General features: G+C 52.7%; 25 protein-coding genes. 2 read left to right on the forward strand and 23 right to left on the reverse strand.

Going from position 1 to position 25,504, the window contains the following annotated elements:
* Positions 1 to 5: 5 nt before the first annotated feature.
* The 15 genes from EVJ21_RS09425 to EVJ21_RS09495 form a co-directional block, all read right to left on the reverse strand.
* Positions 6 to 347 carry a diacylglycerol kinase family protein gene (locus tag EVJ21_RS09425; RefSeq protein WP_131490389.1) on the reverse strand — a complete coding sequence of 114 codons (342 nt, stop codon included), beginning with the start codon at positions 345 to 347 and terminating at the stop codon, positions 6 to 8.
* On the reverse strand, positions 344 to 820 hold the full coding sequence (gene ybeY / locus EVJ21_RS09430; RefSeq protein ID WP_131490390.1) for an rRNA maturation RNase YbeY: 477 nt from the start codon (positions 818 to 820) through the stop codon (positions 344 to 346). Before ybeY ends, EVJ21_RS09425 begins: the two co-directional genes overlap by 4 nt.
* Positions 798 to 2,879 (reverse strand): HD family phosphohydrolase, encoded by a 2,082-nt coding sequence (locus tag EVJ21_RS09435; protein ID WP_236633362.1) that lies wholly within the window; start codon positions 2,877 to 2,879, stop codon positions 798 to 800. Before EVJ21_RS09435 ends, ybeY begins: the two co-directional genes overlap by 23 nt.
* Before the next feature lie 17 nt (positions 2,880 to 2,896).
* On the reverse strand, positions 2,897 to 3,859 hold the full coding sequence (locus EVJ21_RS09440) for a PhoH family protein (RefSeq protein ID WP_370251801.1): 963 nt from the start codon (positions 3,857 to 3,859) through the stop codon (positions 2,897 to 2,899).
* 127 nt (positions 3,860 to 3,986) lie between these two features.
* Entirely contained in the window at positions 3,987 to 4,451 is a 465-nt protein-coding gene (locus tag EVJ21_RS09445; protein WP_131490391.1) for a hypothetical protein, read from the reverse strand.
* 5 nt (positions 4,452 to 4,456) lie between these two features.
* Positions 4,457 to 5,437 carry a flotillin-like protein FloA gene (gene floA / locus EVJ21_RS09450; RefSeq protein ID WP_016508066.1) on the reverse strand — a complete coding sequence of 327 codons (981 nt, stop codon included), beginning with the start codon at positions 5,435 to 5,437 and terminating at the stop codon, positions 4,457 to 4,459.
* Positions 5,434 to 5,946 carry an NfeD family protein gene (locus EVJ21_RS09455; protein WP_070326992.1) on the reverse strand — a complete coding sequence of 171 codons (513 nt, stop codon included), beginning with the start codon at positions 5,944 to 5,946 and terminating at the stop codon, positions 5,434 to 5,436. Before EVJ21_RS09455 ends, floA begins: the two co-directional genes overlap by 4 nt.
* A 136-nt stretch (positions 5,947 to 6,082) precedes the next feature.
* A complete protein-coding gene (locus EVJ21_RS09460) occupies positions 6,083 to 6,532 on the reverse strand; it encodes a GatB/YqeY domain-containing protein (RefSeq protein WP_070326991.1) in 450 nt (149 codons plus the stop codon).
* Positions 6,533 to 6,565: 33 nt separating this feature from the next.
* Positions 6,566 to 6,760, reverse strand: coding sequence for a 30S ribosomal protein S21 (rpsU, locus tag EVJ21_RS09465; RefSeq protein WP_286203271.1), 195 nt, complete (start codon positions 6,758 to 6,760; stop codon positions 6,566 to 6,568).
* 79 nt (positions 6,761 to 6,839) lie between these two features.
* The gene (gene deoC / locus EVJ21_RS09470; protein ID WP_070326989.1) at positions 6,840 to 7,505 is read right to left on the reverse strand and encodes a deoxyribose-phosphate aldolase; all 666 of its coding nucleotides are present in this window, start codon (positions 7,503 to 7,505) and stop codon (positions 6,840 to 6,842) included.
* Positions 7,506 to 7,582: 77 nt separating this feature from the next.
* On the reverse strand, positions 7,583 to 8,446 hold the full coding sequence (gene rarD, locus EVJ21_RS09475) for an EamA family transporter RarD (RefSeq protein WP_236633361.1): 864 nt from the start codon (positions 8,444 to 8,446) through the stop codon (positions 7,583 to 7,585).
* Positions 8,447 to 8,593: 147 nt separating this feature from the next.
* Positions 8,594 to 9,751, reverse strand: coding sequence for a bifunctional cystathionine gamma-lyase/homocysteine desulfhydrase (locus EVJ21_RS09480; protein WP_131463798.1), 1,158 nt, complete (start codon positions 9,749 to 9,751; stop codon positions 8,594 to 8,596).
* Positions 9,717 to 10,655, reverse strand: coding sequence for a PLP-dependent cysteine synthase family protein (locus tag EVJ21_RS09485; protein WP_131490392.1), 939 nt, complete (start codon positions 10,653 to 10,655; stop codon positions 9,717 to 9,719). The genes EVJ21_RS09480 and EVJ21_RS09485 overlap by 35 nt, the downstream gene beginning before the upstream one ends.
* Position 10,656: 1 nt before the next feature.
* Positions 10,657 to 11,124, reverse strand: a complete 468-nt coding sequence (locus EVJ21_RS09490) for an S-ribosylhomocysteine lyase (RefSeq protein ID WP_131439956.1) — start codon at positions 11,122 to 11,124, stop codon at positions 10,657 to 10,659.
* Positions 11,121 to 11,765: a class I SAM-dependent methyltransferase gene (locus EVJ21_RS09495; protein WP_131463802.1), complete on the reverse strand. Its 645-nt coding sequence runs from the start codon at positions 11,763 to 11,765 to the stop codon at positions 11,121 to 11,123. The genes EVJ21_RS09490 and EVJ21_RS09495 overlap by 4 nt, the downstream gene beginning before the upstream one ends.
* 338 nt (positions 11,766 to 12,103) lie before the next feature.
* Between EVJ21_RS09495 and EVJ21_RS09500 the strand changes: the two genes are divergently transcribed.
* Entirely contained in the window at positions 12,104 to 15,772 is a 3,669-nt protein-coding gene (locus tag EVJ21_RS09500; protein WP_131463804.1) for a S8 family serine peptidase, read from the forward strand.
* A 99-nt stretch (positions 15,773 to 15,871) separates the two neighbouring features.
* Here the strand turns inward: EVJ21_RS09500 and EVJ21_RS09505 are convergent, their stop codons facing one another.
* The 6 genes from EVJ21_RS09505 to hrcA form a co-directional block, all read right to left on the reverse strand.
* On the reverse strand, positions 15,872 to 16,618 hold the full coding sequence (locus tag EVJ21_RS09505) for a 16S rRNA (uracil(1498)-N(3))-methyltransferase (RefSeq protein WP_131463806.1): 747 nt from the start codon (positions 16,616 to 16,618) through the stop codon (positions 15,872 to 15,874).
* Between the two features lie 3 nt (positions 16,619 to 16,621).
* A complete protein-coding gene (gene prmA / locus EVJ21_RS09510; protein ID WP_070326982.1) occupies positions 16,622 to 17,560 on the reverse strand; it encodes a 50S ribosomal protein L11 methyltransferase in 939 nt (312 codons plus the stop codon).
* 18 nt (positions 17,561 to 17,578) lie between these two features.
* A complete protein-coding gene (gene dnaJ, locus EVJ21_RS09515) occupies positions 17,579 to 18,685 on the reverse strand; it encodes a molecular chaperone DnaJ (RefSeq protein WP_131439963.1) in 1,107 nt (368 codons plus the stop codon).
* A 109-nt stretch (positions 18,686 to 18,794) separates the two neighbouring features.
* Entirely contained in the window at positions 18,795 to 20,618 is a 1,824-nt protein-coding gene (gene dnaK, locus EVJ21_RS09520; RefSeq protein WP_071397788.1) for a molecular chaperone DnaK, read from the reverse strand.
* A 29-nt stretch (positions 20,619 to 20,647) separates the two neighbouring features.
* On the reverse strand, positions 20,648 to 21,223 hold the full coding sequence (gene grpE / locus EVJ21_RS09525; protein ID WP_131463808.1) for a nucleotide exchange factor GrpE: 576 nt from the start codon (positions 21,221 to 21,223) through the stop codon (positions 20,648 to 20,650).
* A gap of 17 nt (positions 21,224 to 21,240) precedes the next feature.
* On the reverse strand, positions 21,241 to 22,263 hold the full coding sequence (gene hrcA / locus EVJ21_RS09530; protein WP_070326978.1) for a heat-inducible transcriptional repressor HrcA: 1,023 nt from the start codon (positions 22,261 to 22,263) through the stop codon (positions 21,241 to 21,243).
* Positions 22,264 to 22,455: 192 nt separating this feature from the next.
* Here hrcA and EVJ21_RS09535 point away from each other — a divergent pair, with 192 nt between their 5' ends.
* On the forward strand, positions 22,456 to 23,061 hold the full coding sequence (locus tag EVJ21_RS09535; protein WP_070326977.1) for a DUF1054 domain-containing protein: 606 nt from the start codon (positions 22,456 to 22,458) through the stop codon (positions 23,059 to 23,061).
* Positions 23,062 to 23,098: 37 nt separating this feature from the next.
* Here the strand turns inward: EVJ21_RS09535 and hemW are convergent, their stop codons facing one another.
* Together hemW and EVJ21_RS09545 are read right to left on the reverse strand one after the other, a co-directional pair.
* On the reverse strand, positions 23,099 to 24,253 hold the full coding sequence (gene hemW, locus EVJ21_RS09540; RefSeq protein ID WP_070326976.1) for a radical SAM family heme chaperone HemW: 1,155 nt from the start codon (positions 24,251 to 24,253) through the stop codon (positions 23,099 to 23,101).
* A 66-nt stretch (positions 24,254 to 24,319) separates the two neighbouring features.
* Positions 24,320 to 25,504, reverse strand: coding sequence for a DUF1015 domain-containing protein (locus EVJ21_RS09545; protein WP_131490393.1), 1,185 nt, complete (start codon positions 25,502 to 25,504; stop codon positions 24,320 to 24,322).

Below are 25,504 nucleotides of genomic sequence, written 5' to 3' on the forward strand. Positions count from 1 at the left end.
ATTGATTATAAAGCGAATAAATACGGCCCGAAAATGACGAGCGCTGTTACGGCTGCTCCGCCCGAAGCGACGAGAACCGATCCCGCCGCGACGTCTTTCGCTTGTTTGGCGAGCGGCTCGATGTCTTTCGTCACGAGATCGACCGTCCGTTCGACGGCCGTGTTCATCAATTCGAGAGCGATGACAAGCACGACCCACCCGAACAAGATGAGGTTTTCAAGCGTTGTCGTCGGGAGCCACCAACAGAACAATCCGACGAGCAGGCTTGCAATGAGGTGAATCAGCATGTTCCGTTCGGTTCGCACCGCGAGCACGATCCCGTGCACCGCAAACCAGAACGGATTCACACCTCGCCTCGCTTCAACTCAAAATGAGCGAGCACTTGCTCCTGACGCACCGTCATCTCGGCTTCTTCTTCTGGCGTCATATGGTCGTAGCCGAGCAAATGGAGAAAGCCATGAATCGCCAAGAAACCGAGTTCACGTTCGAACGAATGACCGTAGTCCGCCGCTTGCTCGCGGCACCGCTCCACCGAGATGACGATGTCGCCCAATAGACGGGGTTCATCCTCATCAAGCATGAAGTCCATCTCTTCTTCTCCCATCTCGTCAAAAGCAAAGCTGATGACGTCCGTCGGCGCGTCTTTGCCGCGCCATTCCTGGTTGATCACTTGAATCTCGTCATTCGTTAAAAATGTGACTGACAGTTCACTCGGTTCTTCGATTTGTTCAGCCAAGGCCGCGTGAACTAAAATCGATTCGACTAACTCGAGCTGAGACTCGGTCAACAACCCTTGTTCATCGTTCGAGATGATTTGCATGTAATTCGCCTTCTTTCTTTAGTTCTGGGTATTCGATCCGTTCATGGAACAAGCCGGTCAACGTCTCGCATGCACTCTCGCCGACACGCCACACTTCTTTCGTCGTCAAGTCACACTCTTCGAACTGACCGTCTTGAAGCTTGTCGCGAATGATCGAGCTGACGAGCTGACGTATACGCTCCGGTGTCGGCTGTTTTTGCGACCGAACCGCTGCTTCGATCGAATCGACGATCATGACGACCGCCGCCTCACGCGACTGCGGTTTCGGTCCCGGGTAACGGAAACGTGACTCCGACACGTCTCGTGACTCTTTCGCTTTCACATAAAAGAACTTGAGCAGCGACGTCCCGTGATGTTGCTCGGCGATGTCGATAATCTCTTTCGGCAGTTTATAGCGCCGCAACAAATCAGAGCCGTCGTAAGGATGCGCCATAATGATGTCGGCCGACTCTTCCGGTGTGAGCCGGTCGTGCGGGTTCACCCCGTTTTGTTGATTCTCGATAAAGTGGAGCGGCCGTTCCGTCTTGCCGAGGTCGTGATAATAACTCGCGACCCGGGCGAGCAGACCATCGGCCCCGATCGCCTCACACGCCGACTCGGCGAGATTGGCGACCATCATGCTATGGTGATACGTTCCCGGCGCCTCCATCAACAGTTTTCGCAGCAGCGGATGCGTCGGGCTCATCAATTCGACTAGGCGTCCGGACGACAATACGCCGAACCAAGGCTCTAGAAACGGCAGGAAGCCGAACGTGAGAACGATCGACAGCAAGGCGCTCGTGATTGCGAAACCGGATAAATAGGCGACCATCTCCCACGTCACTTGCGTGTTCCGCAAGAACAGGAGCGCGAGCACCATGATGATGTTGATGATTCCGAGCAAGACGCCTGAAAGGAACAAGCGTTTCCGTTGAATCTTCGGTTCGACCAAAAAGACAGCCAGGAAACTCCCGGTCGCAAAGTAAACGACCGTCATAAAGCTCGTATTTTGGCCAAAGCTCGCAACAATTGAACCAGCAATCATCGTGATGAGCGCCGAAGCCAACGCGACCCGTTCATCGACTAAGATACGGAGCAATAAGACGACGAACGCCGTCGGGGCGATGACGTACGCATACGTCGTGAACTCGATCCCGATATAACCGACGCCGAAGAAAATACCTAGTTGCAGCAATAGTAGGCCATAGACAGTAATCAAAATTTTAGGTCGGAGCAAAAGCTCTTGAATTTTTGAACGGATCAGCATGAATAAAAATCCGACCGTCAAGAGTCCGCTGAGCAAATAGGCACCGAACAAAGGCGCGAACGAACGGTTCGGGTCAATCGCACCGGTCAATTCGAGCTTCCGATAGATTTCACGGGTCACGACTTCCCCTTGGTTGACGAGGAGCTGCCCTTCTTGAATGATAACCGGTTCAACGGCGTCGATCGCTTCTTGTTCTTTCTGACGAGTCGCTTCCGAATCGAAGACATAGTTCGGGACGATCAGTTGGTCACTTAAACTCGTCGCGACCGCTCGGAATTCTAACGACAACGGTGATTGGTCGATGACCGTCGACGCCCGGTCTCTCGCCTCGGCAATCGACTCGGAACTCGTTTCGATCCGATTGGCCATGACTTCTTGAAGCGCCGTCACGGCGACGTCTTCGACGGTACGACGCGTGTTCACGGTCGCCTCCAGGAGTGAGTTCAACTCATCGTCTGCAAGGAGCCCGTTCACTTCTGTAGAGTTCAATCGATTTTTGATATCAGACAGTTCAGTGTCCTCATCTGTGTCTTCGAACGCCGCAAACAATTGCTCAATTTTGGCAATCTGTTGATCGGCGAATTCACGGCGTAATGAGAACTGACTCCCGACGGCGTTCGTCGCGTCTTGTCTCAGACGGTCCGACGCGACCCTGTCCTCGATCGTGATCGGGGAGCGGATATCTTGTGCGGCGATGCCAAGCGGCTCAACGCTGATGATTGATGGGCGCACCGTAAAGTAGAGGATCGCGCCAAGGATGAGAAAAAAGAGGACGGAGATTGTGGCGACCGTCCAATGACGTGCTTGCTGCATCAGTGCCCCCCCTTTCGTCATGTAATATCTGTACTGTAGGCGTTGATGATTTTTTTGACGAGTGGATGCCGCACGACGTCTGAGGCGCTAAAGTGTTCGAAGTGAATCCCGTCGACCCCTTCGAGGAGATGGAGCGCTTCTTGAAGCCCCGACGCTTTCCCTCTCGGTAAGTCGACTTGCGTCAAATCACCGGTGACGACCATCTTCGACCCGAACCCGAGCCGTGTCAAAAACATTTTCATCTGTTCTTTCGTCGTATTCTGCGCCTCATCCAAAATGACGAACGCATCTTCAAGCGTCCGTCCGCGCATGTAAGCGAGCGGGGCGACTTCGATTGTGCCTCGCTCGAGCAGACGGTTCGTGTGTTCGACACCATAGACGTCAAACAAGGCGTCATAGAGCGGTCGTAAGTAAGGGTCGACTTTTTCTTTTAAGTCGCCCGGCAAGAAACCGAGGTTCTCACCCGCCTCGACGGCAGGACGCGTCAAAATGATCCGTTTCACTTGACCTTCTTTCAGCGCCCGCGCAGCAAGGACGACCGCCAAATACGTCTTCCCGGTCCCGGCCGGCCCGATCCCGAATACGAGGTCGCGTTTCTCGATGGCCCGGACGTAACGGCTCTGTCCGACCGTCTTCGCCCGGATCGGTTTCCCTTTGTTCGTCGTGAAAACGACGCGGCCATAATGTTCGAGCAGTTCTTCCCCTTTGCCGATCTTAATATGTTGGATGACACTGATCGCATCGCCCTCGTTCAACCGTGCACCTTGTTTAACGAGTTGTTGCAGCGTCTTGATCACACTTTTCGTCAATTCGAGCGTCTCCACGCTATCGGCTTGGATGATCAGCTCTTCGCCACGGGGCGTAAGCGCGACGGCAAGCTCGGCCTCGATCGCATGGAACACCTCGTCTTTCGGTCCGAGGAGTGCCTGCGCTTCGCTCGCATGTTCCATGACGAACGGTATCTTATCTGTCGTAATCAATGGATGTTTCTCCCCCTCATCTATAGATTGTTCCTTCTTTACTTTAGCACTATCATGCCGTTCGTGAAAGAAAGACCGTTAGCTCGAGCCACAAAAAAAGCAGCGACATCGAGTCACTGCTAAAAAATTACCGACGGCGGCGTTTCGAGACCGGCGGCTGAAGAATCTCACTCCAGACGATGGCTTGACGCGCTTGCTTCATCGAAATGCGTGGTTGCGCTGTCTGTCGTGAATCGGTCGCTTCCGTTATCGGAGGGATTTTGACTGCCTGTTCGAACGCAGCGCTCACTTTCGGGAGCGACTCACGCGACTTTGGTGCGTGCCGATTCGGATCAAACTCGTGCCGGTCTGAATTTTCGACCGGAATCGCGACACGACGACGAACTTTTTGCGGTACTTTGTTCTGTCGTTCGTCTCGCGGATCGTTGAGTGGTCCATCGACTTCTTTCATCATGTCGCCGACCGTATCCAAATACCGTTTCAGATCCGTGCTCGGTGGCTTTTCTCCTGTAGATGACGACTTCTCAAGTCGCTTCATGACCGCTGAAGCGACCCCGAAGGCGGCTAATAGTAAGATCCATAATCCATCCATATCGATTACTCTCTATCAGATTCGACTGGATGACCGATCGCATTACGCATTTGCGTATCCGCTTGGACGTTCAAGTAGTTGACGTAATCCATGACCCCAAGCTTGCCGTTACGAAGCGCATCTGCCATCGCGAGCGGTACTTCCGCCTCGGCCGCGACAACTTTGGCGCGCATTTCTTCGACCGACGACTTCATCTCTTGCTCGCGGGCAATCGCCATTGCACGACGTTCCTCGGCTTTCGCCTGCGCAATTTTCTTATCTGCCTCGGCTTGGTCGGTTTGGAGCACCGCGCCGATGTTTTTACCGATATCAATGTCGGCGATGTCGATCGACAAGATTTCAAACGCCGTCCCTGAATCGAGACCTTTCGTCAATACGGTACGTGAAATCATGTCCGGGTTCTCAAGCACGTGCTTATGGTTATGTTGCGAACCGATCGTCGAGACGACCCCTTCACCGACACGGGCGATGATCGTTTCTTCACCGGCACCCCCGACGAGGCGGTCGATGTTGGCACGAACCGTGATCCGCGCTTTCGCTTTCACTTCGATCCCATCCATCGCCACACCGGCGATGAACGGTGTCTCGATGACTTTCGGGTTAACCGACATCTGAACGGCTTCTAACACGTTCCGGCCAGCAAGGTCGATGGCGGCGGCACGTTCGAACGATAACTCGATATCGGCACGGTGCGCCGCGATCAAAGCGTTGACGACACGGTCGACGTTACCGCCGGCTAAAAAGTGACTCTCGAGCTGGTTCGTGTTCAAACCAATGCCCGCTTTGACGGCTTTGATGAGCGGGTTGATGATTTTAGACGGGACGACGCGACGAAGTCGCATCCCGATCAATGTGAAGATGGAGACGTGGACGCCTGAAGCAAACGAGCTGATCCACAGGCCGACCGGTACAAACGTGAAGAACACGGCGAGCGCGATCAATCCCCCACCTGTGATGAGTAACGTGCTTAATAGTTCTGGTGTCATTCTGTTACATCCTCCTTCGGTTCTACAAAGCGTCGGACGACAACGCGTCCTGAGTCGACTTTATACACCTCAATTTTTGTTTGTTCATCGAGATAGCTACCTTCTGCCACGACGTCGATTCGTTCGCCTTCAATCTCAGCAGTACCTGCTGGACGAAGTGGCGTCAATGTGACACCGACTTTCCCAAGCAACCGCTTCCGGTCATCATGAGACAAATACCCCTTATCAGTCGACGTCGAATCGGTCAAAATCAAGCCTTTATACATGAGCGAGCGATTCGACTGCAGTCGACGGTACGCCCAAAACCCGAGTCCCGCAACAAGCGCCGTCGCTAAACCAAGTGACAGCCAAAGCTGCCCGATCGTGGCACCTGCCATAATCAAACTCGCCACGACGGCGCCTATCCCGAGGACCCCGAACAATCCAAAACCGGCAACGAACACTTCAATTCCAAGAAGGACAATCCCGACGAAAAACACCGTCAGAATCACTCCGAGACCAAATGTCATCGTATTGCTACCCCCTTCCAAATCCAAAGCTACCTCTTATCTCTAGTGTATACGAAACAAGATTGAATGTGGTTTCATAATACGCAAAAAAAGGCAGAAACTTTTGGATTTCTCCAAAGTTCCCTGCCTTTTATCATTAATTCGTCAATTGTTGTTTGACAATTCGGTTCACAAGACCACCGTCAGCCTTGCCTTTAACTTGTGGCATGACGACGCCCATCACCTTACCCATATCGGACGGACCCGCAGCGTTCGTCTCGGCAATTGCCGCCTTGACGATTGCTGTGACTTCGTCTTCAGAGAGTTGCTTAGGCATGTAGACCTCTAGTACGACAATTTCATCAGCTACTTTAGAAGCAAGGTCTTCACGACCAGCGCTTTCGAATTCTCGGAGGGAGTCTCTGCGCTGTTTCATCTCTCGGTTGAGCACCGTGAGCTCCTCTTCCTCAGTAAGATCTTGTCGACCAAGTTTGATGGCCTCGTTCTGGAGCGACGCTTTGACCATTCGGATCGTCGTGAGACGATCTTTCTGTTTAGCGCGCATGGCTTGCTTCATGTCGTCCGTCAAGCGTTCTTGCAGACTCATGAGCCAACACCCTCTCTACAAAAGAAACTTCAATCAGAATTTCTTGTTCTTGCGAGCAGCTTCTGATTTCAATTTACGTTTTACGCTTGGCTTTTCGTAGTGACGACGTTTGCGAACTTCGGCAAGAGTGCCATCTTTCGCAACACCGCGTTTGAAACGACGAAGAGCGTCTTCAAGCGATTCGTTTTTACGGACACGAGTTTCCACTAGTTTTCCCTCCCTCCGAATTACACGACTAAGGAAACGTGTTTCACACGTCATACCACATTATAGTGAAATTAAGTCGTGTGGTCAACTACTACTTCAATTAATAATCGCTGTCCGAACGCCCGCCTGTGACGATGGCAATTCCGGCAGAAGCGCCAATGCGCGTTGCACCAGCATCGATCATCGCTTGTGCGCCTGCGAAATCACGGACGCCGCCTGATGCTTTGACGCCAAGATCCGGTCCGACCGTCTCACGCATGAGTCGGATGTCTTCGACGGTAGCGCCGCCAGTTGAGAATCCAGTCGACGTTTTCACGAAGTCTGCACCCGCTTTGACTGACAGCTCAGCCGCTTTTTTGATTTCTTCTTTAGTAAGCAGGCACGTTTCAAAGATGACTTTGACGAGCGTACCGTTTGCTGCTTCGACGACGGCACGGATGTCGCGTTCGACGAGGTCGAAATCGCCGTCTTTCATCGCACTGATGTTGATGACCATGTCGACTTCGTCTGCGCCGTTAGCAATCGCATCTTTCGTTTCGAACGCTTTCACTTCAGGTGTGTTCGCACCGAGCGGGAATCCGATGACCGTACAAACTTTGACGTCCTCATCTAATTTAAGTTGCTCGGCAGCGTAAGCGACCCATGTCGGGTTGACACAAACGCTCGCGAATTTGTACTCAAGTGCCTCTGCACATAATTTTGTGACTTGATCTTTCGTTGTTTCTGCCTTCAAGGCCGTGTGGTCGATATAACGTGCTAATTCCATAATAAATTCCTCCTCTGACATATAGGTCTGACATCTAACATATTATCATGTTTTTGAGAAATGTAACAGCTTTCACTTCATGCAAGTTGACGGCGTTTTCGCGTTTGGACCCAGCTGTTCCAACTGAAGAAAAAGATGGCGATCCAGATGCACGTGAACGCGAAAACATGATACGTCGTGAACGGTTCATCGTACAAGATGACACCGATCGCCAGACTGAGCGTCGGGGCGATGAACTGTAAAAAACCGACGAGCGTGAACGGGATATGTTGCGCCCCGTAACCGAACAACAGGAGCGGCAACGCCGTCATGACGCCCGTGCCTAAGAGCGCGGCCCAAACAATCGGTTCGCCCGTCATCGTGAGCCCGCCGCGCGACGTTTCGAAAGCGAGGAAGATGACCGCGACCGGAACGACCGCGAGAGTCTCGATGCCTAGACTGACCGTCGACGCAAGCGGCCGCCGTTTTTTGACCATCCCGTAAAACCCGAACGTACTCGCCAATATGAAAGCGATCCACGGGAACGACCCATAACCGAACGTCAAGACGAGCACCCCGACCGTCGCGACACCGACCGCGAGCCATTGGACTCGATTTAATGATTCCCGAAAAACGAGGACACCTAACACCATGCTGACGAGCGGATTGATATAATATCCGAGCGATGCCTCGATGATATAGCCGTGATTGACCGCCCATATGTAGACAAACCAGTTCGCACTGACGATAAAGCCGTTCAACATAAAGGCGTTCCGCGTCGCCCGATGTCTGAGCGCATAATTGAATTCAGTCCACTGTTTCGTCCATTTCAAGACGAGTAAAATGAATAGAAACGACCAGACGATACGGTGGGCGAGGATTTGACTGCTCGGTATTTCCTGTAGAAACTTCCAATAGATCGGCAGGATGCCCCACATGACGTACGCACCGATTGTGGGCATGACTCCTTTATTCAATCTGTTCACCCGCTCTCCTAATCAATTATCGTCAGTTTAGTCGATGCGTTTCGGACATTCAAGCGATTTCTTCCAACCTTCCCACGACAAAAGAGGAGCGCTCTGAGAGCGCACCTCGTGTCACACGTTCATTCAGCTCGTGATTGTCGTCAAGGCCGCAAGTGCTTGCTCCAAGTCTTCAATCAAATCGTTCACATCTTCAAGTCCGACAGAGATACGGACGAGCCCGTCCGTGATGCCGAGTTCTGCCCGACGTTCGGCCGGAATCGAGGCATGTGTCATCCGTGCCGGCACGCTAATCAAGCTCTCGACCGCACCGAGACTTTCAGCGAGCGTGAAGTAGTTCGTTTTCGCAACGACCGTCTCTGCCGCTTCGGCCGATCCGACGTCAAAAGCGATCATGCCGCCAAAGCCTCGGGCTTGTGACAGATGGATTTGTTTCGCTGTCTCGCTGGCAATGCTCGGGTGCAACACCCGGCTGATCGCCTCGTGAGACGTCAAGAACTCGACGAGTGCGAGCGCGTTCGTCTCGATCTCTTCCATCCGGACCGCGAGCGTCTTGATGCCGCGCACGACGAGGAAGCTGTCTTGCGGTCCGAGCACGGCTCCGACCGAGTTTTGTAGGAACGCCAAACGTTCCCCAAGTTCTTCTGTCCGGGCGACGACGAGTCCGGCGACGACGTCACTATGTCCACCTAAATATTTCGTGGCACTGTGCAAGACGTAGTCCGCACCGAACTCAATCGGATTTTGGAAATACGGTGTCATGAACGTATTGTCGACGACGAACAAGACGTCGGCCTCGGTCGCAATGTCACGCACACTGCGCATGTCCGTGACGTTCAAGAGCGGATTCGTCGGCGTCTCGACATAAATCATTTTCGTGTTCGGTTGGACGGCTTCGCGGACTGCCGCCGCGTCAGACGTATCGACAAAAGATGCTTCCAAGCCAAGTGATTGAAATACTCGATTGAATACACGGTACGTTCCCCCATATACGTCAGAACCGACGATGACGTGGTCCCCTGATTTCATTAACATGAGAATCGTTGAGATGGCGGCCATCCCTGAAGCGAACGCAAAACCACGCGCCCCGCCTTCGATGTCGGCGATCAGCGTCTCAAGCGCCGTCCGCGTCGGGTTAGCCGTCCGCGAATATTCATACCCGTCCCGCAAATTGCCGATTCCGTCTTGTTTATAAGTACTCGTTTGATAGATGGCTGGTGTCACGGCACCCGTCAACGGGTCCGTCGTCTTACCGCCGTGAATAAGCGCTGTTTTTGTACGCATGTTCTGCCTCCTTGACTATTCCTTGACTTAAATATCGTTCGACACTGTCTGGTAAAATCGTGACGATCACACCTTCGGTCATCCGGTTTGCTTCTTGCACACAGGCGGCGATGGCCGCACCGGAAGAACTTCCGACGAGCAGTCCTTCTTGCTTCGCCAAATGGGCGACGTAATAAAACGCGTCATCATCAGAAATCGTATAAATCCCATCGACGAGTTCGCGATCTAAAAACACAGGCCACTTCTCGACACCGATTCCTTCTGTTTTATGGGGCCCTGGTTGCCCACCGTTTAGGATTGATCCTTCGGGCTCAACGACAACGTTGCGGGTGCCGTGGTTTTTCAAAACCGCGGCGACCCCAGTGAACGTGCCACCCGAGCCCGCGCCGGCGATGAAGACGTCGATATTCGGTATATCTTGCAATAACTCTCGGGCGAGTGAATCGACATACGTATCCGGGTTATCCGGATTCGAGAACTGTTCCGGTAAATAGGCGTTATGTTCAACCGCCAGCGCTTTGGCCCGCTCGATCGCACCCTTCATCCCGAGCTCGGTTTCCGTGTTAATGACAGTCGCGCCAAGCAATGACATGAGCGCTTGCTTCTCTTGACTAAACTTTTCAGGCGTGACCGTGATCAAGTTCACCCCGTACCGCTGACAGGCGAGGGCGAGCCCGATGCCGGTATTCCCTGCCGTCGGCTCGACGACCGTACCACCCCGTTCGAGTTGGCCGCGTTCAAGCGCTTGTTCGATTAAATGAAGCCCGAGCCGGTCTTTCACACTCCCGCCTGGATTCATCATCTCGAGCTTGCCGTATATTTTAACGCCTTTCGGAACAGGCAACGTCCGTAACTCGAGCAGCGGCGTGTCCCCGATCAGTTCATAGACGTTATTGACGAGCATATTACGCCTCGTCCTTAAAGATGATGTGCCACTCGTCACGTTTCGCGAGCATGTCGGCCGCTAATTTTTTTGCGCCCTCAAAGTCGTGGTGGTTGGCACTTCCGCATTGGATTGGGTTTTGCGCCGGCAACTCCGTCGCATTTGCTGCATCACGGAGTGTCGCCTCGACGAGGTCGAGCATCGATTCGTAATCGCCGTCGTTCAACATCGTCCAATAAAAACCAGTCTGGCAACCCATCGGCGAGACGTCGATGATTTGGTCCGAGTGACTGCGGCTGTTCTCAGCGATCAAGTGCTCGAGCGAATGGACGGCCCGCATCGGCATGAGACCCTCGTTCGGTTGGATGAAGCGAATGTCGTATTTATAGATCGTATCGGCCGTCCCTTTTTTCACTCCTGCTAAACGGACGTAAGGCGCTTGTACTTTTGTATGGTCCAAATTAAAACTTTCGACTTTATAACTTTTCATGATTGAGTTCCTCCTGATTGTTTCGTGGCCACGACGAGCCAGACGAATTTATTTTTTTGTGTCATCGAGACCGTATAACCGTTCGCTTCGAGCATCGCTTGAATCGTTTGCGTATACGGATAAAATTCGCGGTTCAAATCTTCTACCAAGTCGTCGTACCCGTTACCGCTCGCCCAGTCGAGAATGTCTCGCTTCGCCTTTTGCGAGGCGAACATCGTGTCGAGTAAGACGAATCGCGGTGAATCGAGCTGCTCGACGTAACCTTGAATCGCTGTCCGTTTCTCTTCATCCGTCAGATGGTGAAACGCGTATGACGACACGATCGTATCGATCTGCTCTGTCGTCGGATAGTTTAAAAAGTCACCGTCGATAATATCAATCTCAAGTTTTTCGGCGGCGACAGCCCGCATCTCCGGGGACGGTTCGACCGCAACCAGCTCGTGACGTTCTAAAATCTTCATACTTAAGTTCCCGGTCCCGACTCCGAACTCCATGACCTTCCCTTCGAGATGATCCACGACCTCGCTCAACATCTCCTCATAACCTGCGAACACTTCTTTATATTGCTCGTCATGTCCGGCCACGGTCGTGTCGTATTGCGTTGCCCATTCCTTAAAAATGTCCATGAACTGTAATCCCATTGCTCCACCCCATCGCTTTATTCCGACTATGTCGATAAGTTTTATATGTTTTATCTATTCAGACCATACCAATTTTCAAAAAAAATCTCAAGCGAATTGTTCGAATCATTTTATTCGAGGGCATATCACGCCCAAATTTTGAAACTTGAGTTGAACGCGTGAATTTAGACCTAGCTATTTTAGTAAAAGATAGGCCGAAAGTAATTGTCAGAATTTTTAAATTTGTTCAAATTCATTACCTTGTTTTCGAAAAAAACGAGCGATTATCGCCCTGCATTCAGCTATCATTTTCCACAAATACATATACTTCTCAATTAAACGATTGGAGGATTTTCAAATTGCCAAACTTTAAATTTTATGTAAACGTCTCCCTCGCTACATGCCTGGCGTTGACACCTGGGCTGCTCGGACTCGGAACAGATCCGGTACTTGCCAAACGATCCGTTACGCCGAATGCTGAGATCGCCGACAAGCAAGAAAAATTGCGTGTCGTCGTCGAACTCGTCGGTGCACCTGCCATCGAACAAGCAAAAAAGAAAGGGAAAAAATTCAATGAATTGACGAAGGTCGAGAAAGACAATGCTCACGGACTCGTCAAAGCCGAACAGAAAAAAGCGAAAGCCGCCATCTCAAAAAAAGGTGTGAAAGCAGAAACGATTGAAGAGTTCACGACCGTCTTCAACGGATTCAGTACGTTGCTCTCGGCTACAGACGTCCAGAAAGTTGAAGCGTTGCCTGAAGTCGCTCACGTCCATGTCGTCAATGAATACGAGCGCCCCGAGGTCAAACCGGATATGGTAACGAGTAACGGCATGGTCCAATCGCAACAGACATGGGGCGACTATGGGTATACCGGCGAAGGAACGATCGTCGCCGTCATCGATACGGGTGTCGATGCAGACCATCGCGACTTCCGCTTAACCGACGATACAAAAGCAGAGCTCACGCAAGGTGAGGTCGAGTCGGCAGTCAGTGAGTTCGGTTTGCCGGGAGCCTACATAAACGAGAAAGTTCCTTATGCTTATAACTATTACGACGAGAACGATGATATTCGCGATGATTCCCCTGGCGCCTCGATGCACGGGATGCACGTATCGGGTACGGTCGCGGCCAACGGGGATGAGGCGACTGGCGGTTTGAAAGGTGTCGCTCCAGAATCGCAAGTACTCGGTCTCAAAGTATTCAGCAACGACCCGAACTACGCCTCGACGTACGGCGATATCTATATTAAAGCGATCGACGATGCCATCAAACTCGGCGCCGACGTCATCAATATGAGTCTCGGATCGACGGCCGGTTTCGTCGATGCCGACTCACCCGAGCAACAAGCGGTACAGCGTGCTGTCGATAACGGTGTCTTCATGTCGATCTCAGCTGGTAACTCGGCGTACTTCGGAAACGGATACGATCTCCCTTATGCGAACAATCCGGATACCGGCGTCGTCGGCGCTCCGAGCGTGAGCTCGGCCTCGACTTCAGTCGCCTCACTCGAGAACGACCAAATTCAATTGGACGCTTTCTCGATTCAATCCGGTGACAAGACCGATAAAATCGGATGGAAGAAACAAGATGGCCCAGCTTTCACGAATGGGGACTATGAACTCGTCCATGTCGGTGACGGACAGCCTGGTCAATACGTCGGGAAAGACGTGAAAGGGAAGATTGTCTTCGCGGTGCGTGACGGCGCCTATTTCTACTCGAACATTCAAAAGACAGCCGAAGCGAACGGGGCTGCCGGTGTCATCGTCCGCGGTGCCGTCGGTCATGGTGATTACGTCAGTATGGCGCTAGCGAACCCACAAATCCCGATGGCGTCACTCAGCATTAAAGACGGAAATGAGCTTCAACAGCGACTCGTTGCCGGTGAACAAATGAACATTAAATTCGCAGGTGACCGCATTAGCGTCGCTAACCGTGCAGCCGGTTCACTGTCTAACTTCACTTCGTGGGGCGTGACACCAAACCTCGATTTCAAACCTGAAATCTCGGCGCCAGGCGGACAAATCTTCTCGACGTTGAATGACGATCAATACGGATTGATGAGCGGAACGTCGATGGCTGCACCACACGTCGCAGGAGGCGCCGCCCTCGTGCTCGAACGTGTCGATCGCGAGTTCGCTTTAAGCGGTACGGCTCGGGTAACGATGGCGAAGAATTTGTTGATCAACACATCGAAAGCCGTGACTGATATCGGTCCATACAACCAACAGTTGAATCAGAACCTCCCATACACGCCGCGTCGGGGAGGAGCCGGTTTGATGCAATTGCACGCGGCCGTCTCAACGCCAGCCGTCGCCTATGAAAAGACAACAAAAGAAGCAAAAGTTGCCTTAAAAGAACTCAACCGAAGCAAGGCGACGTTCACGCTTGTTGTCGAGAACTTATCCGACAAAGCCGTGTCATACGATGTTTCGTCTTCACTTCAGACCGACCTCGCCATCGAACGGACGGCCGGGACGATTCAAAATGCGATGGAGGCCCAACCACTCCAAAACGCCAGCGTGACGATCAACGGGAAGAAAGCAAATACGGTCAAACTGAAAGCGAAGCAAACAGTCGAACTCAAAATCGCGCTCGACGTCTCGAAAGCGCAGGTTCTCAATCCAAAGACGCTGAACGGTCTCGTCTCGGCCAAAGACGTATTTGAAAACGGCTATTTCGTCGACGGTTTCGTGCGCTTGACCGATGTGAACGGGGCAGAAGGCAATCCAGGACTCGTCGTACCGTTCGTCGGTTTCGAAGGCGACTGGGGCAAAGCACCGATCTTTGACGCTTCCATCTATGAATCAGGATCGTTCTATCAGACGGCTGGAATGGTCGATCAGACAGGGAATTATTTGGGCATGAACCTAGATGAGTCGTTCACGTCCGACACAATCGCGTTCTCTCCTGACGGGGACAACGTAAAAGATGTGGCGACACCGGTCTTCTCGCTCCTTCGTAACGCCAAAGACGTCAAATATCGCATCGTCGACGAGTCAGGCGATGTCGTCCGCACGCTCCGGCAAGATGACGAGTTGCGTAAAAACTACTTCGATGGCGGACGCAATACACCTTACTACTACTCAGCCGACTACAAATGGGACGGACAATTGAACGGTAACCCGGCCCCGGCCGGCAAGTACTTCTATGAGATCGAAGCGAGCATCGATTACATGAAAAAAGAGGCACAGACGCTCCGCTTCCCGGTTAAAGTCGACTATACAGATCCGACGTTCTCGGCGAAGTGGCAAGATGACAGTTTGTCCGTAAAAGCGAACGACGACTTCTCTGGTATCCATTCTGTCGAATACTTCTTGAACGGTAAGTCTGTCGCCAAACTTGCAAACGGGTCGGCCAGTCATGCCTTCACGTCGCCACTTAATGAGACCGATGAAGTCAGCGTCCGCGTCACAGACCATGCCGGAAATAGCACGACCAAAACAGTCGCCTATTCGACGGATTCAGAAAAACCTGGCGTCTTCTTGGACGCGCCGCTCGCTTTGTCACCTTACGCGACGTCAATCGTCCCCATCAAAGGATCGATTCAAGACGCATCAAACATCAACTCATTCCAAGTCGATGGGATTGATGTCCCGCTCACATGGAATGAAACAACGAAACGATATGACTTCAGTACGAATCGGACATTTACAGACGGCGTGCACAAACTCCGCTTCGTCGCTGAGGATGCGGCTGGAAACGTCGCCAACTTCCAACGGACAATTTTCGTCGATGCGACACCAGCCGTCATCGAGATCGGGAAACTACCGAAACAAATCGGGAAAAAACAAACTACGGTCAACGTCAACGTGACTGTCAAAGATAATTTTGATGAAGTGAAGCTCCTCGTGAACGGTGATTTGAAATTCAGCCAGGCACTAAAAGCACCTTATGAGATGCGCGCTTTCTCAAGAACTGAAAAAGTCACGCTTCCTGTGACGTCAGGAGAGAATACGTTCACGTTCGAAGCGGTCGACCTCGCCGGCAACGTGACGACGAAGACGATCACGTTGTTCAAAAAATAATCTGTCATGAAGAAGAGCCCTCGCCTAGGCGAGGGCTCTTGTCATGTGGTCATTAAACATAAAATCAGCTCCCGCAAACTGCGGGAGCTGATTTCGTGTTCAATTCAATTCAAGCGCATACGATAACGCCGCTAACGCGTAGAGCGGCGCCGTCTCGGTGCGCAAAATCCGGGGGCCGAACGCACACGGGCGCGCGCCTTGATTCGTCCAGGCGTCAATCTCCTGATCGTCAAATCCGCCTTCAGGACCGACGATCAGCAGGAGACGCTGTCCGCGTTCAAGCGCTTTGAAGACAGCCGCGAGTGCCGCTTGTTCCCCTTGCTTCGCCGACTCTTCATAAGCGATGACGACCGCATCGTAATTAGAAAAGTCGTCTAGCAGGTCACGCGACGAGACGTACGCGCACGTCGGGACGACGGCCCGGTACGACTGTTCGGCCGCTTCTTGCATGATTTTCTGTAGCCGTTCAACTTTCTTAGGGGCTTTTTTTGCGTCCCATTTCGCGACCGATCGTTTCGACTCGAACAACTTCAAGTGATGCAACCCGAGCTCGGTCGCTTTTTGAGCGACAAGCTCGACTTTATCACCTTTCGGCAGTGCGTAGGCGAGCGTCACATCAACGGGCAGTTCAGTCGTCGCCTGCCGCGCTTCGAGTACTTTTGCCGTCCCCGATTTTTTTTCGAGCGCGATCACCTCACAGACGTACTCGACACCTGTACCGTCTAACAACACCATCTGATAACCCGGTCCCGCCCGCAACACCGTCCCGATATGATGGACGACGTCTTGCGGCAATGCGACCGTGTCTGTTTTAAACGCATCACGTTGTAAGAAATAGCGTTGCATGGCTTATCCCTTCTTCGCGATGATGGCGACCCAGTCTTCCATGACTCGCGTCTCTTCGATCGAGAATCCAGCCGCCTTGAGCGCTGCCGTCACTTCATCTCGTTTTTGGCCGATGATGCCCGACGTGATGAAATAGCCGCCTGGTTTGACGCGCACGTAAGCATCGTCAACGAACAGCATGATGACGTCAGCTAAAATGTTGGCGACGATCAAGTCATACTCACCGCTCATCCCTTTCAACAAATCACCCGTCTTGACGTCGACGACGTCTAGAACGCCGTTCGTCTCGACGTTTTGGCGGGCCGATTCGACCGCGACCGCATCCAAATCGAGCGCCTCGACTCGTTCCGCGCCAAGCTTCGCCGCCGCGATGGCAAGTACGCCTGAGCCCGTCCCGACATCGATCAAGCGGTCACCCGGTTGGATATAGTTCTCGATCGCTTGAATGCACAGCATCGTCGTCGGGTGCGTCCCGGTCCCGAACGCCATACCCGGGTCGAGCAAGATCACGTTCTCTTCCGGTTGTGGCACGTATTCTTCCCACAGCGGCACGATCGTGAGATGTTGCGAGATCTTGACCGGTTTATAGTACTGCTTCCACGAGTGGGCCCAGTCCTCCTCATCCATCTCGAGCGCCGTCACGGTACCAGCGCCGACTTCAAAGATATTGCGCAGCCGTTCAATTTCTTTTTTCAGTGTCGAGAGCGTGTCCGGTAGGTCGCCTGAGACAGGAACGTACGCTTTCACGTGGACACCCGACGTTGGATACGTATCGCGGCCGGATTCGTCCCAAATCTCTCCGAAATGATCTTCTGCCATCATCCGGTCGTAGTCTTCGACGTCCTCGATGACGACACCTTGTGCCCCCACTTCATGTAGTAAATTTGATACGGCTTCGACTGCCTGCTGTGTCGTGTGGACACAAATTTCAGACCATTTCATCGCTTGTACACGCTCCTTTTACTGGCTAAAAAACTTTTTCATCTTTTGGAAGAGGCCGTGCTGTTCTTCCACGCCCGCTTCTCCGCTGATCTCTTCAAACTCGCGGAGCAATTCTTTTTGACGATCTGTCATGTTCGTCGGTGTCATGATGACGATATTGACGTACTGGTCGCCGTTGCCGCCGCCGCGAACGCTCGGCATCCCTTTTCCACGCAAACGGAATTTCGATCCGGTCTGTGTTCCGGCTGGCACTTTCAAGCTGACCTTGCCGTGCACGGTCGGGACTTCGAGTTCGGCGCCGAGTGCTGCTTGCGCGAACGTGACCGGCATCTCCATCGAGATGTGCTGGTCGACACGCTCGAAGATTTCGTGCGCCCGAACGCGGACGACGATGTAAAGATCGCCGGCCGGGCCACCGTTAGCGCCAGGACCACCTTTGCCGGACATGCGGATCTGTTGGCCGTTATCGATACCGGCAGGAATTTTGACTTCGACTTGCTGTGTCTTCTTGACGTGACCAGAGCCATGGCACGTCGTACATTTCTCTTTGATCGTCTTGCCTGTTCCATGACATTGGCTACACGTCCGCTGATTGACCATGCGACCGAGCACCGTGTTCTGTTCGACCGTTTCGACACCGCTACCGCCACAACGGCCGCACGTCTCTGGTTTCGTCCCCGGCTTGGCACCGCTACCCATACACGTGTCACATTCGACTTCGATCTCAAGGTCGATCGTTTCCGTCTTACCGGTCACGCTCTCCATGAAGTCGAGGTCGACGACGTATTGATAATCTTCTCCGCGTCGCGGTGCGTTCGGGTCTTGACGACGTCCGCCGCCGCCGAAGAACATGTCGAAGATGTCGCCGAATCCGCCTTGGAAGTCACCGCCGCCTCCGAACTGGCTCGCTCCTTCAAATCCGAAGCGGTCATATTGAGCCCGTTTCTGCTCGTCTGACAGCACTTCATACGCCTCACCGAGCTCTTTAAATTTATCGGCCGCATCCGGCTCTTGGTTGATGTCTGGATGATATTCCCGTGCCAATTTGCGATAGGCCCGTTTGATGTCTTGCGCCGAGGCCGATTTGTCTAGGCCAAGCACTTCATAATAATCTCGTTTCGCCACGTTACTCTCTCCTCTTTACTGTTTCAAGTTCGATTTTACCGATTCTACCTTAACATGGAAAGAGCCAAAGCAGAAACCTGCTTTGGCGCCATCCAATCTATCGGTTGCCTTATTTACGATCGTCGAGATCTTCAAACTCCGCGTCGACGACGTTATCGTCTTTCGCTTCTGTTTGTGTCTCAGCGCCTTCAGCACCTTGCTGTTCAGCCATGTTCGCATATACTTTTTGCGTCAATTCTTGTACGACTTCAGATAGCTCATCTTTCGCCGTACGGATTGCTTCGAGGTCTGTACCTTCAAGTGCTGATTTTGCTTTTTCTTTCGCTGCTTCGGCTTTGTCTTTATCTGTTGCGTCGACTTTATCTCCAAGGTCTTTGATCGCCTTGTCCGTCGCGAAGACGAGTTGGTCCGTTTCGTTACGGAGCTCTGCTTCTTCTTTACGCTGTTTGTCTGCTTCCGCGTTCGCTTCCGCTTCTTTCACCATGCGCTCGATTTCAGCCTCGTCGATACCTGAAGACGACTGGATCGTGATCGACTGCTCTTTGTTCGTACCGAGGTCTTTCGCCGATACGTGAACGATTCCGTTCGCATCGATGTCGAACTTGACTTCGACTTGTGGGACACCGCGTGGTGCCGGCGGGATGTCCGTCAATTGGAAACGACCGAGCGTCTTGTTGTCAGGCGCCATCGGGCGTTCCCCTTGCAAGACGTGGATGTCAACGGCTGGCTGGTTGTCTGCTGCTGTCGAGAAGACTTGTGATTTCGATGTCGGAATCGTCGTGTTGCGATCGATCAACTTCGTCATCACGCCACCCATCGTCTCGATACCGAGCGAAAGCGGAGTCACGTCGAGAAGGACGACGTCTTTCACGTCACCGGCAAGGACACCGCCTTGGATCGCTGCACCGAGGGCAACGACTTCGTCCGGGTTAACGCCTTTGAACGGCTCTTTCTTCGTGAAATCGTGAATCGCTTTTTGGACCGCAGGGATACGTGTCGAACCACCGACGAGAATGATCTTGTCGAGATCAGACGGCGTGAGGCCTGAGTCTTTCAACGCGCGGCGAGTCGGTTCCATCGTGCGCTCGACGAGGTCTGCTGTCAATTCATCGAATTTCGCACGTGTGAGTGTTGTTTCAAGGTGAAGCGGGCCAGCTGCTCCTGCTGTGATGAACGGGAGGCTGATGTGCGCGCTTGTCACGCCTGAAAGGTCTTTCTTCGCTTTCTCGGCCGCATCTTTCAAGCGTTGGAGCGCCATCTTGTCTTGCGCGAGGTCGATACCGTTCTCTTTTTTGAATTCAGACACGAGGTAATCGATGACTTTTTGGTCAAAGTCGTCTCCACCGAGTCGGTTGTCCCCTGCTGTCGCGACAACTTCAAACACGCCGTCTCCGAGCTCGAGAATCGAGACGTCGAACGTACCGCCACCGAGGTCATAGATCAAGATCGTGTGATCTTCACCTTTGTCGAGGCCGTAAGCGAGCGCCGCTGCTGTCGGCTCGTTGATGATCCGTTTGACATCGAGACCGGCAATTTTCCCGGCGTCTTTCGTCGCTTGACGCTCAGCGTCGTTAAAGTAGGCAGGAACTGTGATGACCGCTTCAGTTACGGACTCACCAAGGTAGTCTTCTGCATCTTTTTTAAGTTTTTGCAAAATGATGGCCGAAATTTCTTGTGGCGTGAATTTCTTACCGTCGACTTCGACCGTATGTGACGTTCCCATATGACGCTTGATCGATTGGATCGTGTTCGGGTTCGTGATCGCTTGACGCTTCGCGACTTCACCGACTTGACGCTCTTCCCCTTTGAATGCGACGACAGACGGTGTCGTACGGTTCCCTTCTGCGTTTGAGATGACGACCGCTTCGCCACCTTCCATAACTGCTACACAAGAGTTCGTTGTTCCTAAGTCAATTCCGATAATTTTAGCCATTGTCTATTCCTCCATCTAGTTAAGTAATTTTATTCCGAAACTTTTACCATGCTTGGACGAATGACGCGTCCGTGCAACGTGTACCCTTTTTGAAGCTCCATCGTTACAATCCCAGACTCGAACTCATCACTCGGTTCTTGCATGACCGCTTGATGATAATTCGGGTCGAACGGCTGACCGACTGCTTCGATCACTTCAACGTTCTCGGCGTTTAACACGTCGAGCAATTGACGGTGGATCATGTCGACACCCGCTTGAATCTGTTTAGCGTCATCCGATGACGCTTCGACTTGAAGCGCACGCTCAAAGTTATCGATGAGCGGAATCAGTTTCTCGATGACGGCTTGCGAAGCGAACTTGACGCGTTTCGCGTTCTCTTCGTTCGTTCGGCGGCGGAAGTTGTCAAAATCAGCACGAATCCGAAGCTCGCTCGCTTTGAGCGCTTCGATTTCTTGTTGCAAATCTGGTCCCTCAGAACTTTCTTCCACTATTTCAGCATTTGAAACCTCGTCAGCGTCCGCAGTCTCTGACTGCAACGCGTCGAAATCTTTCTCTTCGAGCACTTCTTCTTCTTGGTCTGGCCCGTTTTGATTTTCAGTAGTCATATTGAGGCTCCTTTCGTTCACTCTTCTAGTTTCGTTCGCCTTAACGCTTCAATGATTTGTCCCATCATCCGCACCCCGTGCCGATAATCCATCCGGGTCGGACCAATCATCGCAATCGTCCCGAACGTCTTGCCGTCGAGCGTATAGTCCGAGGTGATGACGCTACAATTTTGAAGCGCAAGGATCCCATTCTCGCTCCCAATGCTCACATAAATCTCGCGATTTGGCAACGATTCGAGCCAGTCGGTCAACCGTTCTTGCTCGTCGATCCACTCTAGGAACGGACGTAACGTATCGAGCGTTTGAAACTCGGGTTGGTTGAAGATGTTTTTCTTCCCACCAAGATACAGCGAGGTCGGATGATGTACCCCGACGGTCGCTTGAATGAGTTGCATCATCGACTCATATTGTTGTTGATGAGCGAGGCGAAGGTTTGACACTTCTTCTCCGATACGGAACTTCAGTTGACCGAGCGGAGTTCCTTTTAGACGATCGTTTAAAAATCGGATTGTTTGTTCGACCATATCCGGCGCCATCGGCGATTCGAACACGACCGTTCGATGTTCGACGTGCCCTTGATCCGTTACGATCAAGACGACACCGCGCCGTTCATCGAGCGGCATCAAATCGATCCGTGCCAGCCGGTTCATCTGACTGCTCGGACCGAGCGCTACCGTCGTATAATTGGTCAAATCAGAGAGTAGGTCAGCGGCTTGACGAATGAGGACTTCTGACTCTTGGGCGGACGCTCGCAAGCGTTCCCCGAGCCGATATGTTTCCCGCTCGTCGATGAGTTTCGTCTCGACAAGGTGATCGACGTAATAACGATACCCGACTTCAGACGGGATTCGTCCTGCTGAAGTGTGCGGTTTTTCGATCAAGCCCATGTCTTCTAAATCCGCCATGTCGTTTCGGATCGTCGCCGAACTGAACGACAAGTCATCCCGTTTCGAAAGCGTCCGTGAACCGACGGGCTGGGCTGTCTGAATGTAATCATCAATGATTGCTCGTAAAATGAGCAATTGTCTCTCTGTCAGCACAACATCACTCCTCTCTGAAGGATTGGCCTCACTTTTATTAGCACTCATATTTACTGAGTGCTAATCACACTTCAAATATTATCATGTTCTCCTTATTTGTCAATTCAAATGCATCATTTTTTCCATCGATTGAAAGTCATTCGAAATGCATCTTCCGCGCACTTTCGGTATGATACGAATTGAGGTGATCATATGTTTACAACTAAACAATTTAACGTGTTTACGCAAGACGGGCTCGACGCCCGCATGTCAGGTATTCGCGCGGACATTCAACCGCTGTTCCATCGCATCTATGACGAGGTCGGTCCGCAGCTTGAAGCCGACGTCGGCATCCCGCTCTATCTCCACGTCGCCAAGCACGCCCGCCGGACGGTCAATCCGCCGAAAGATACGTGGATGGCGATCTGTCACGATAAACGTGGCTATAAGAAACATCCGCATTTCCAAGTCGGTCTGTTCGACGACCGTGTCTTCGTCTGGCTTGCCTTCATCTATGAGATGCCGAACAAAGAAGCAATCGGCAAACGACTCATGACAATCGACTTTAAACATGAATTTCCCGACTTCCATCTTGCCGGCGATCATATGAAAAAAGAGGCGTTCTTGATCGAAGAGACGTCCTCTGCGTCAATCGATGCCATCGTCGAGCGCTTCGCGACCGTCAAAAAAGCCGACTTCTTGATCGGTCGTCAACTTTCGGCCGATGCCTCGATCCTCCAAAACGAAGCGGCGTTCCTCGCCCTTGTCGAGGACACGTTCGGACGGCTCATGCCGATCTACCGCGAGCTCGTTCTCTAACTAAAACAGGCGAATCCGACATCGGATTCGCCTGTTTTTACGTTGTCACATCATTTAATCGTGCCTCACCGATGAATGCCGCGAACGCCTCGTTGGCGAGCGGGAGTCCCGACTCGGTCAACCGGACGTGCGTGTCCGTCGTTTCAATCAACTGTTTCGCTTTCAGTTCGGACAAGACGTGCCCGAACACCGACTCCATCGAGACACCGTACTTCGTTTCGAACGTCTCAAACGACACACCGCTGCGCATCCGGAGTCCGAGAAACAACTCTTCTTCCATCCGCTCGAACGTCTCGAGTGTCGTCGTACTTCGAACCGGTAAACCTTCCGCCTTGATATAGTGCGGGATCGGCGCGACGTTCGCCCGGCGCTCGCCGTTCAAGTAACTGTGAGCCCCGGCTCCGAAGCCGTAATACTCCTCGTTCCGCCAATACACTTGGTTGTGACGGCTCTCCCGTCCCTCGACACTGTAGTTCGAGATCTCGTACTGCTTGAGCCCACGGCGTTCGAGCGTCTCCATGACTTTCAAGTACATGGCGACTTCGATGTCCTCACCCGGCAGACGAAGCTTGCCTTTGCGGTCTTGGATCGCGAAGACGGTGTGCGGTTCGAGGATCAAGGAATAGGACGAGACGTGTTGGATCGGCAGTTTGAACGCCAAGTCGAGGTCCCGTTCGATCTGTTCGAGCGTCTGCTCCGGTAGTCCGAACATGAGGTCGATCGAGATGTTGTCGAACCGTTTCGCCGCCTCCGTCACCGTCGCGAACACGTCATCCGCCCGATGCGTCCGCCCGATCCGTTCAAGCCCGCCGTCGTCGAACGTCTGGACGCCGAAACTGACGCGGTTGACACCGCCTCGTTTCATCGTATCGAGCTTTTCGGCGCTCACAAAGTTCGGATTCGCCTCGACCGAGTATTCTATATTCTTTGTAGCGAGCGGGAGCAAGTGCCGCTCGACCATGTCCATGAGACGTTTCATCTGCACCTCATCGAGCGCGGTCGGCGTTCCTCCGCCGATAAAGATCGTCTCGATCTCATCTGTCGGATATTGTTCAAGCGATAGGACGATCTCTCGTTCTAACGCATCTAAATAGTCATCAACCGGTTGGTTCTTTAAGAACACCTTGTTGAAATCGCAGTAATAACAAATATGTTCACAAAATGGAATGTGAAGATATACGGCTTTAGCCATGGCGGCCACCCCTTTCTTCTCCTTCCATTTATAACGCTTTTTACGTCTTCACGCCACTGTCTGCATTCAATCGAAACGATGGATGAACAATCCGCTCTTCAGTTTCGGATCGAACCAAGTCGATTTCGGTGGCATCTGTCCGGATTCATCGGCGACCTGCATCAACTCTCCCATCGCCGTAGCGTGACATGTCAACACGACGACATCCGGTCGCTCGGCCAACCGTTCCAGTTGTTCGACGGCGTCTGAGCCGCCGACGAAGTCAATCCGTTTATCGGTCCGGACATCGTCCACTCCGAAGTACGGTTCGAGAATATCCCGTTGTAGCGTGGCAACGTCGAGAGCCGCGGTCGACTGTCGTTTCGTCAACTCATACTGTTTGCCGCGGTAAGACAATCCGAACGAACCGCGCGCTTGCGGAACGACGAGGCCGTCAGTCGACACCACTTCGTACGAGAACGAAATCCCGTCCAATAAAGCCGCGACTTCTTCAGGCGTAACATCGGTCAACAGGCGATGGTACGGCAAGATCGTCAACTCGTCGCTCGGGAAGAGCACACCTAAAAAGTGATCGCGCTCTAGTTTCGATTCACCTTCAGGCAGTTCTAGCGCCGCGACGACAGCCGCCGCTTTGGCCCGATGATGCCCGTCGGCGATATAGATGGACGGGATCGTCGCCCCGATCATAATGACACGCGCCTGGTCTTTCGGCGGCACCGCATAGCCTTCGTGCAAGACACCTTGACTGTCCGTGAAGGAAAATAGAGGTCGTTCGTTCGTGGCGGCTTCAAGGATACGCCGTAACGCCTCGTCCGGCTCATGGCTCAGTAAAATCGGTCCGGTGTGCGCTTTCGTCGCCGCCACATGTTCGACCCGTTCCCGCTCTTTCACTTCTCGTGTATGTTCATGGATCTTGATGCGGCCCGCCTCATAATCCGCGACCGAAAACGTCGCCACGAGACCGGTTTGACGCCGCCCTTGATTCGTCAGCCGATAGACGTAAAAGCCGTTTGCCTGTTCCGTCAGTTCAGTCGCGTACAACCGTTCCAACTCGGTCCTCGCACGTCGTCCCCACGCTTCGAGTGACAGGTCAGCGGCAAACAGTTCCGGCTTATCGACCGAGAGAAATGAGTTCGGACGTCGCTCGACGTCTCCTCGTGCCTGTTCGACGTTCACGATGTCGTACGGGTCGGCCGCCACAGCTTCAGGATGGGCCGGCATATACGGTTTAAACGGTTTAAATATGACCAT

Source organism: Exiguobacterium sp. SH0S2, from assembly GCF_004337185.1.
In the GTDB taxonomy this organism is placed as follows: domain Bacteria; phylum Bacillota; class Bacilli; order Exiguobacteriales; family Exiguobacteriaceae; genus Exiguobacterium; species Exiguobacterium aurantiacum_A.

Coding starts and splice junctions, on each gene's coding strand:
- EVJ21_RS09445 (WP_131490391.1), bottom strand. CDS start 4,451: ATGGATGGATTATGGATCTTACTATTAGCCGCCTTCGGGGTCGCTTCA.
- EVJ21_RS09455 (WP_070326992.1), bottom strand. CDS start 5,946: ATGACATTTGGTCTCGGAGTGATTCTGACGGTGTTTTTCGTCGGGATT.
- dnaK (WP_071397788.1), bottom strand. CDS start 20,618: ATGGCTAAAATTATCGGAATTGACTTAGGAACAACGAACTCTTGTGTA.
- EVJ21_RS09535 (WP_070326977.1), top strand. CDS start 22,456: ATGTTTACAACTAAACAATTTAACGTGTTTACGCAAGACGGGCTCGAC.
- floA (WP_016508066.1), bottom strand. CDS start 5,437: ATGACACCAGAACTATTAAGCACGTTACTCATCACAGGTGGGGGATTG.
- ybeY (WP_131490390.1), bottom strand. CDS start 820: ATGCAAATCATCTCGAACGATGAACAAGGGTTGTTGACCGAGTCTCAG.
- EVJ21_RS09435 (WP_236633362.1), bottom strand. CDS start 2,879: ATGCAGCAAGCACGTCATTGGACGGTCGCCACAATCTCCGTCCTCTTT.
- grpE (WP_131463808.1), bottom strand. CDS start 21,223: ATGACTACTGAAAATCAAAACGGGCCAGACCAAGAAGAAGAAGTGCTC.
- EVJ21_RS09545 (WP_131490393.1), bottom strand. CDS start 25,504: ATGGTCATATTTAAACCGTTTAAACCGTATATGCCGGCCCATCCTGAA.
- EVJ21_RS09485 (WP_131490392.1), bottom strand. CDS start 10,655: ATGCTCGTCAATAACGTCTATGAACTGATCGGGGACACGCCGCTGCTC.
- deoC (WP_070326989.1), bottom strand. CDS start 7,505: ATGGAATTAGCACGTTATATCGACCACACGGCCTTGAAGGCAGAAACA.
- rarD (WP_236633361.1), bottom strand. CDS start 8,446: ATGCCCACAATCGGTGCGTACGTCATGTGGGGCATCCTGCCGATCTAT.
- EVJ21_RS09495 (WP_131463802.1), bottom strand. CDS start 11,765: ATGGGATTACAGTTCATGGACATTTTTAAGGAATGGGCAACGCAATAC.
- EVJ21_RS09490 (WP_131439956.1), bottom strand. CDS start 11,124: ATGAAAAGTTATAAAGTCGAAAGTTTTAATTTGGACCATACAAAAGTA.
- hemW (WP_070326976.1), bottom strand. CDS start 24,253: ATGGCTAAAGCCGTATATCTTCACATTCCATTTTGTGAACATATTTGT.
- EVJ21_RS09505 (WP_131463806.1), bottom strand. CDS start 16,618: ATGCAACGCTATTTCTTACAACGTGATGCGTTTAAAACAGACACGGTC.
- EVJ21_RS09480 (WP_131463798.1), bottom strand. CDS start 9,751: ATGCGTACAAAAACAGCGCTTATTCACGGCGGTAAGACGACGGACCCG.
- EVJ21_RS09460 (WP_070326991.1), bottom strand. CDS start 6,532: ATGAGTCTGCAAGAACGCTTGACGGACGACATGAAGCAAGCCATGCGC.
- prmA (WP_070326982.1), bottom strand. CDS start 17,560: ATGAAATGGTCTGAAATTTGTGTCCACACGACACAGCAGGCAGTCGAA.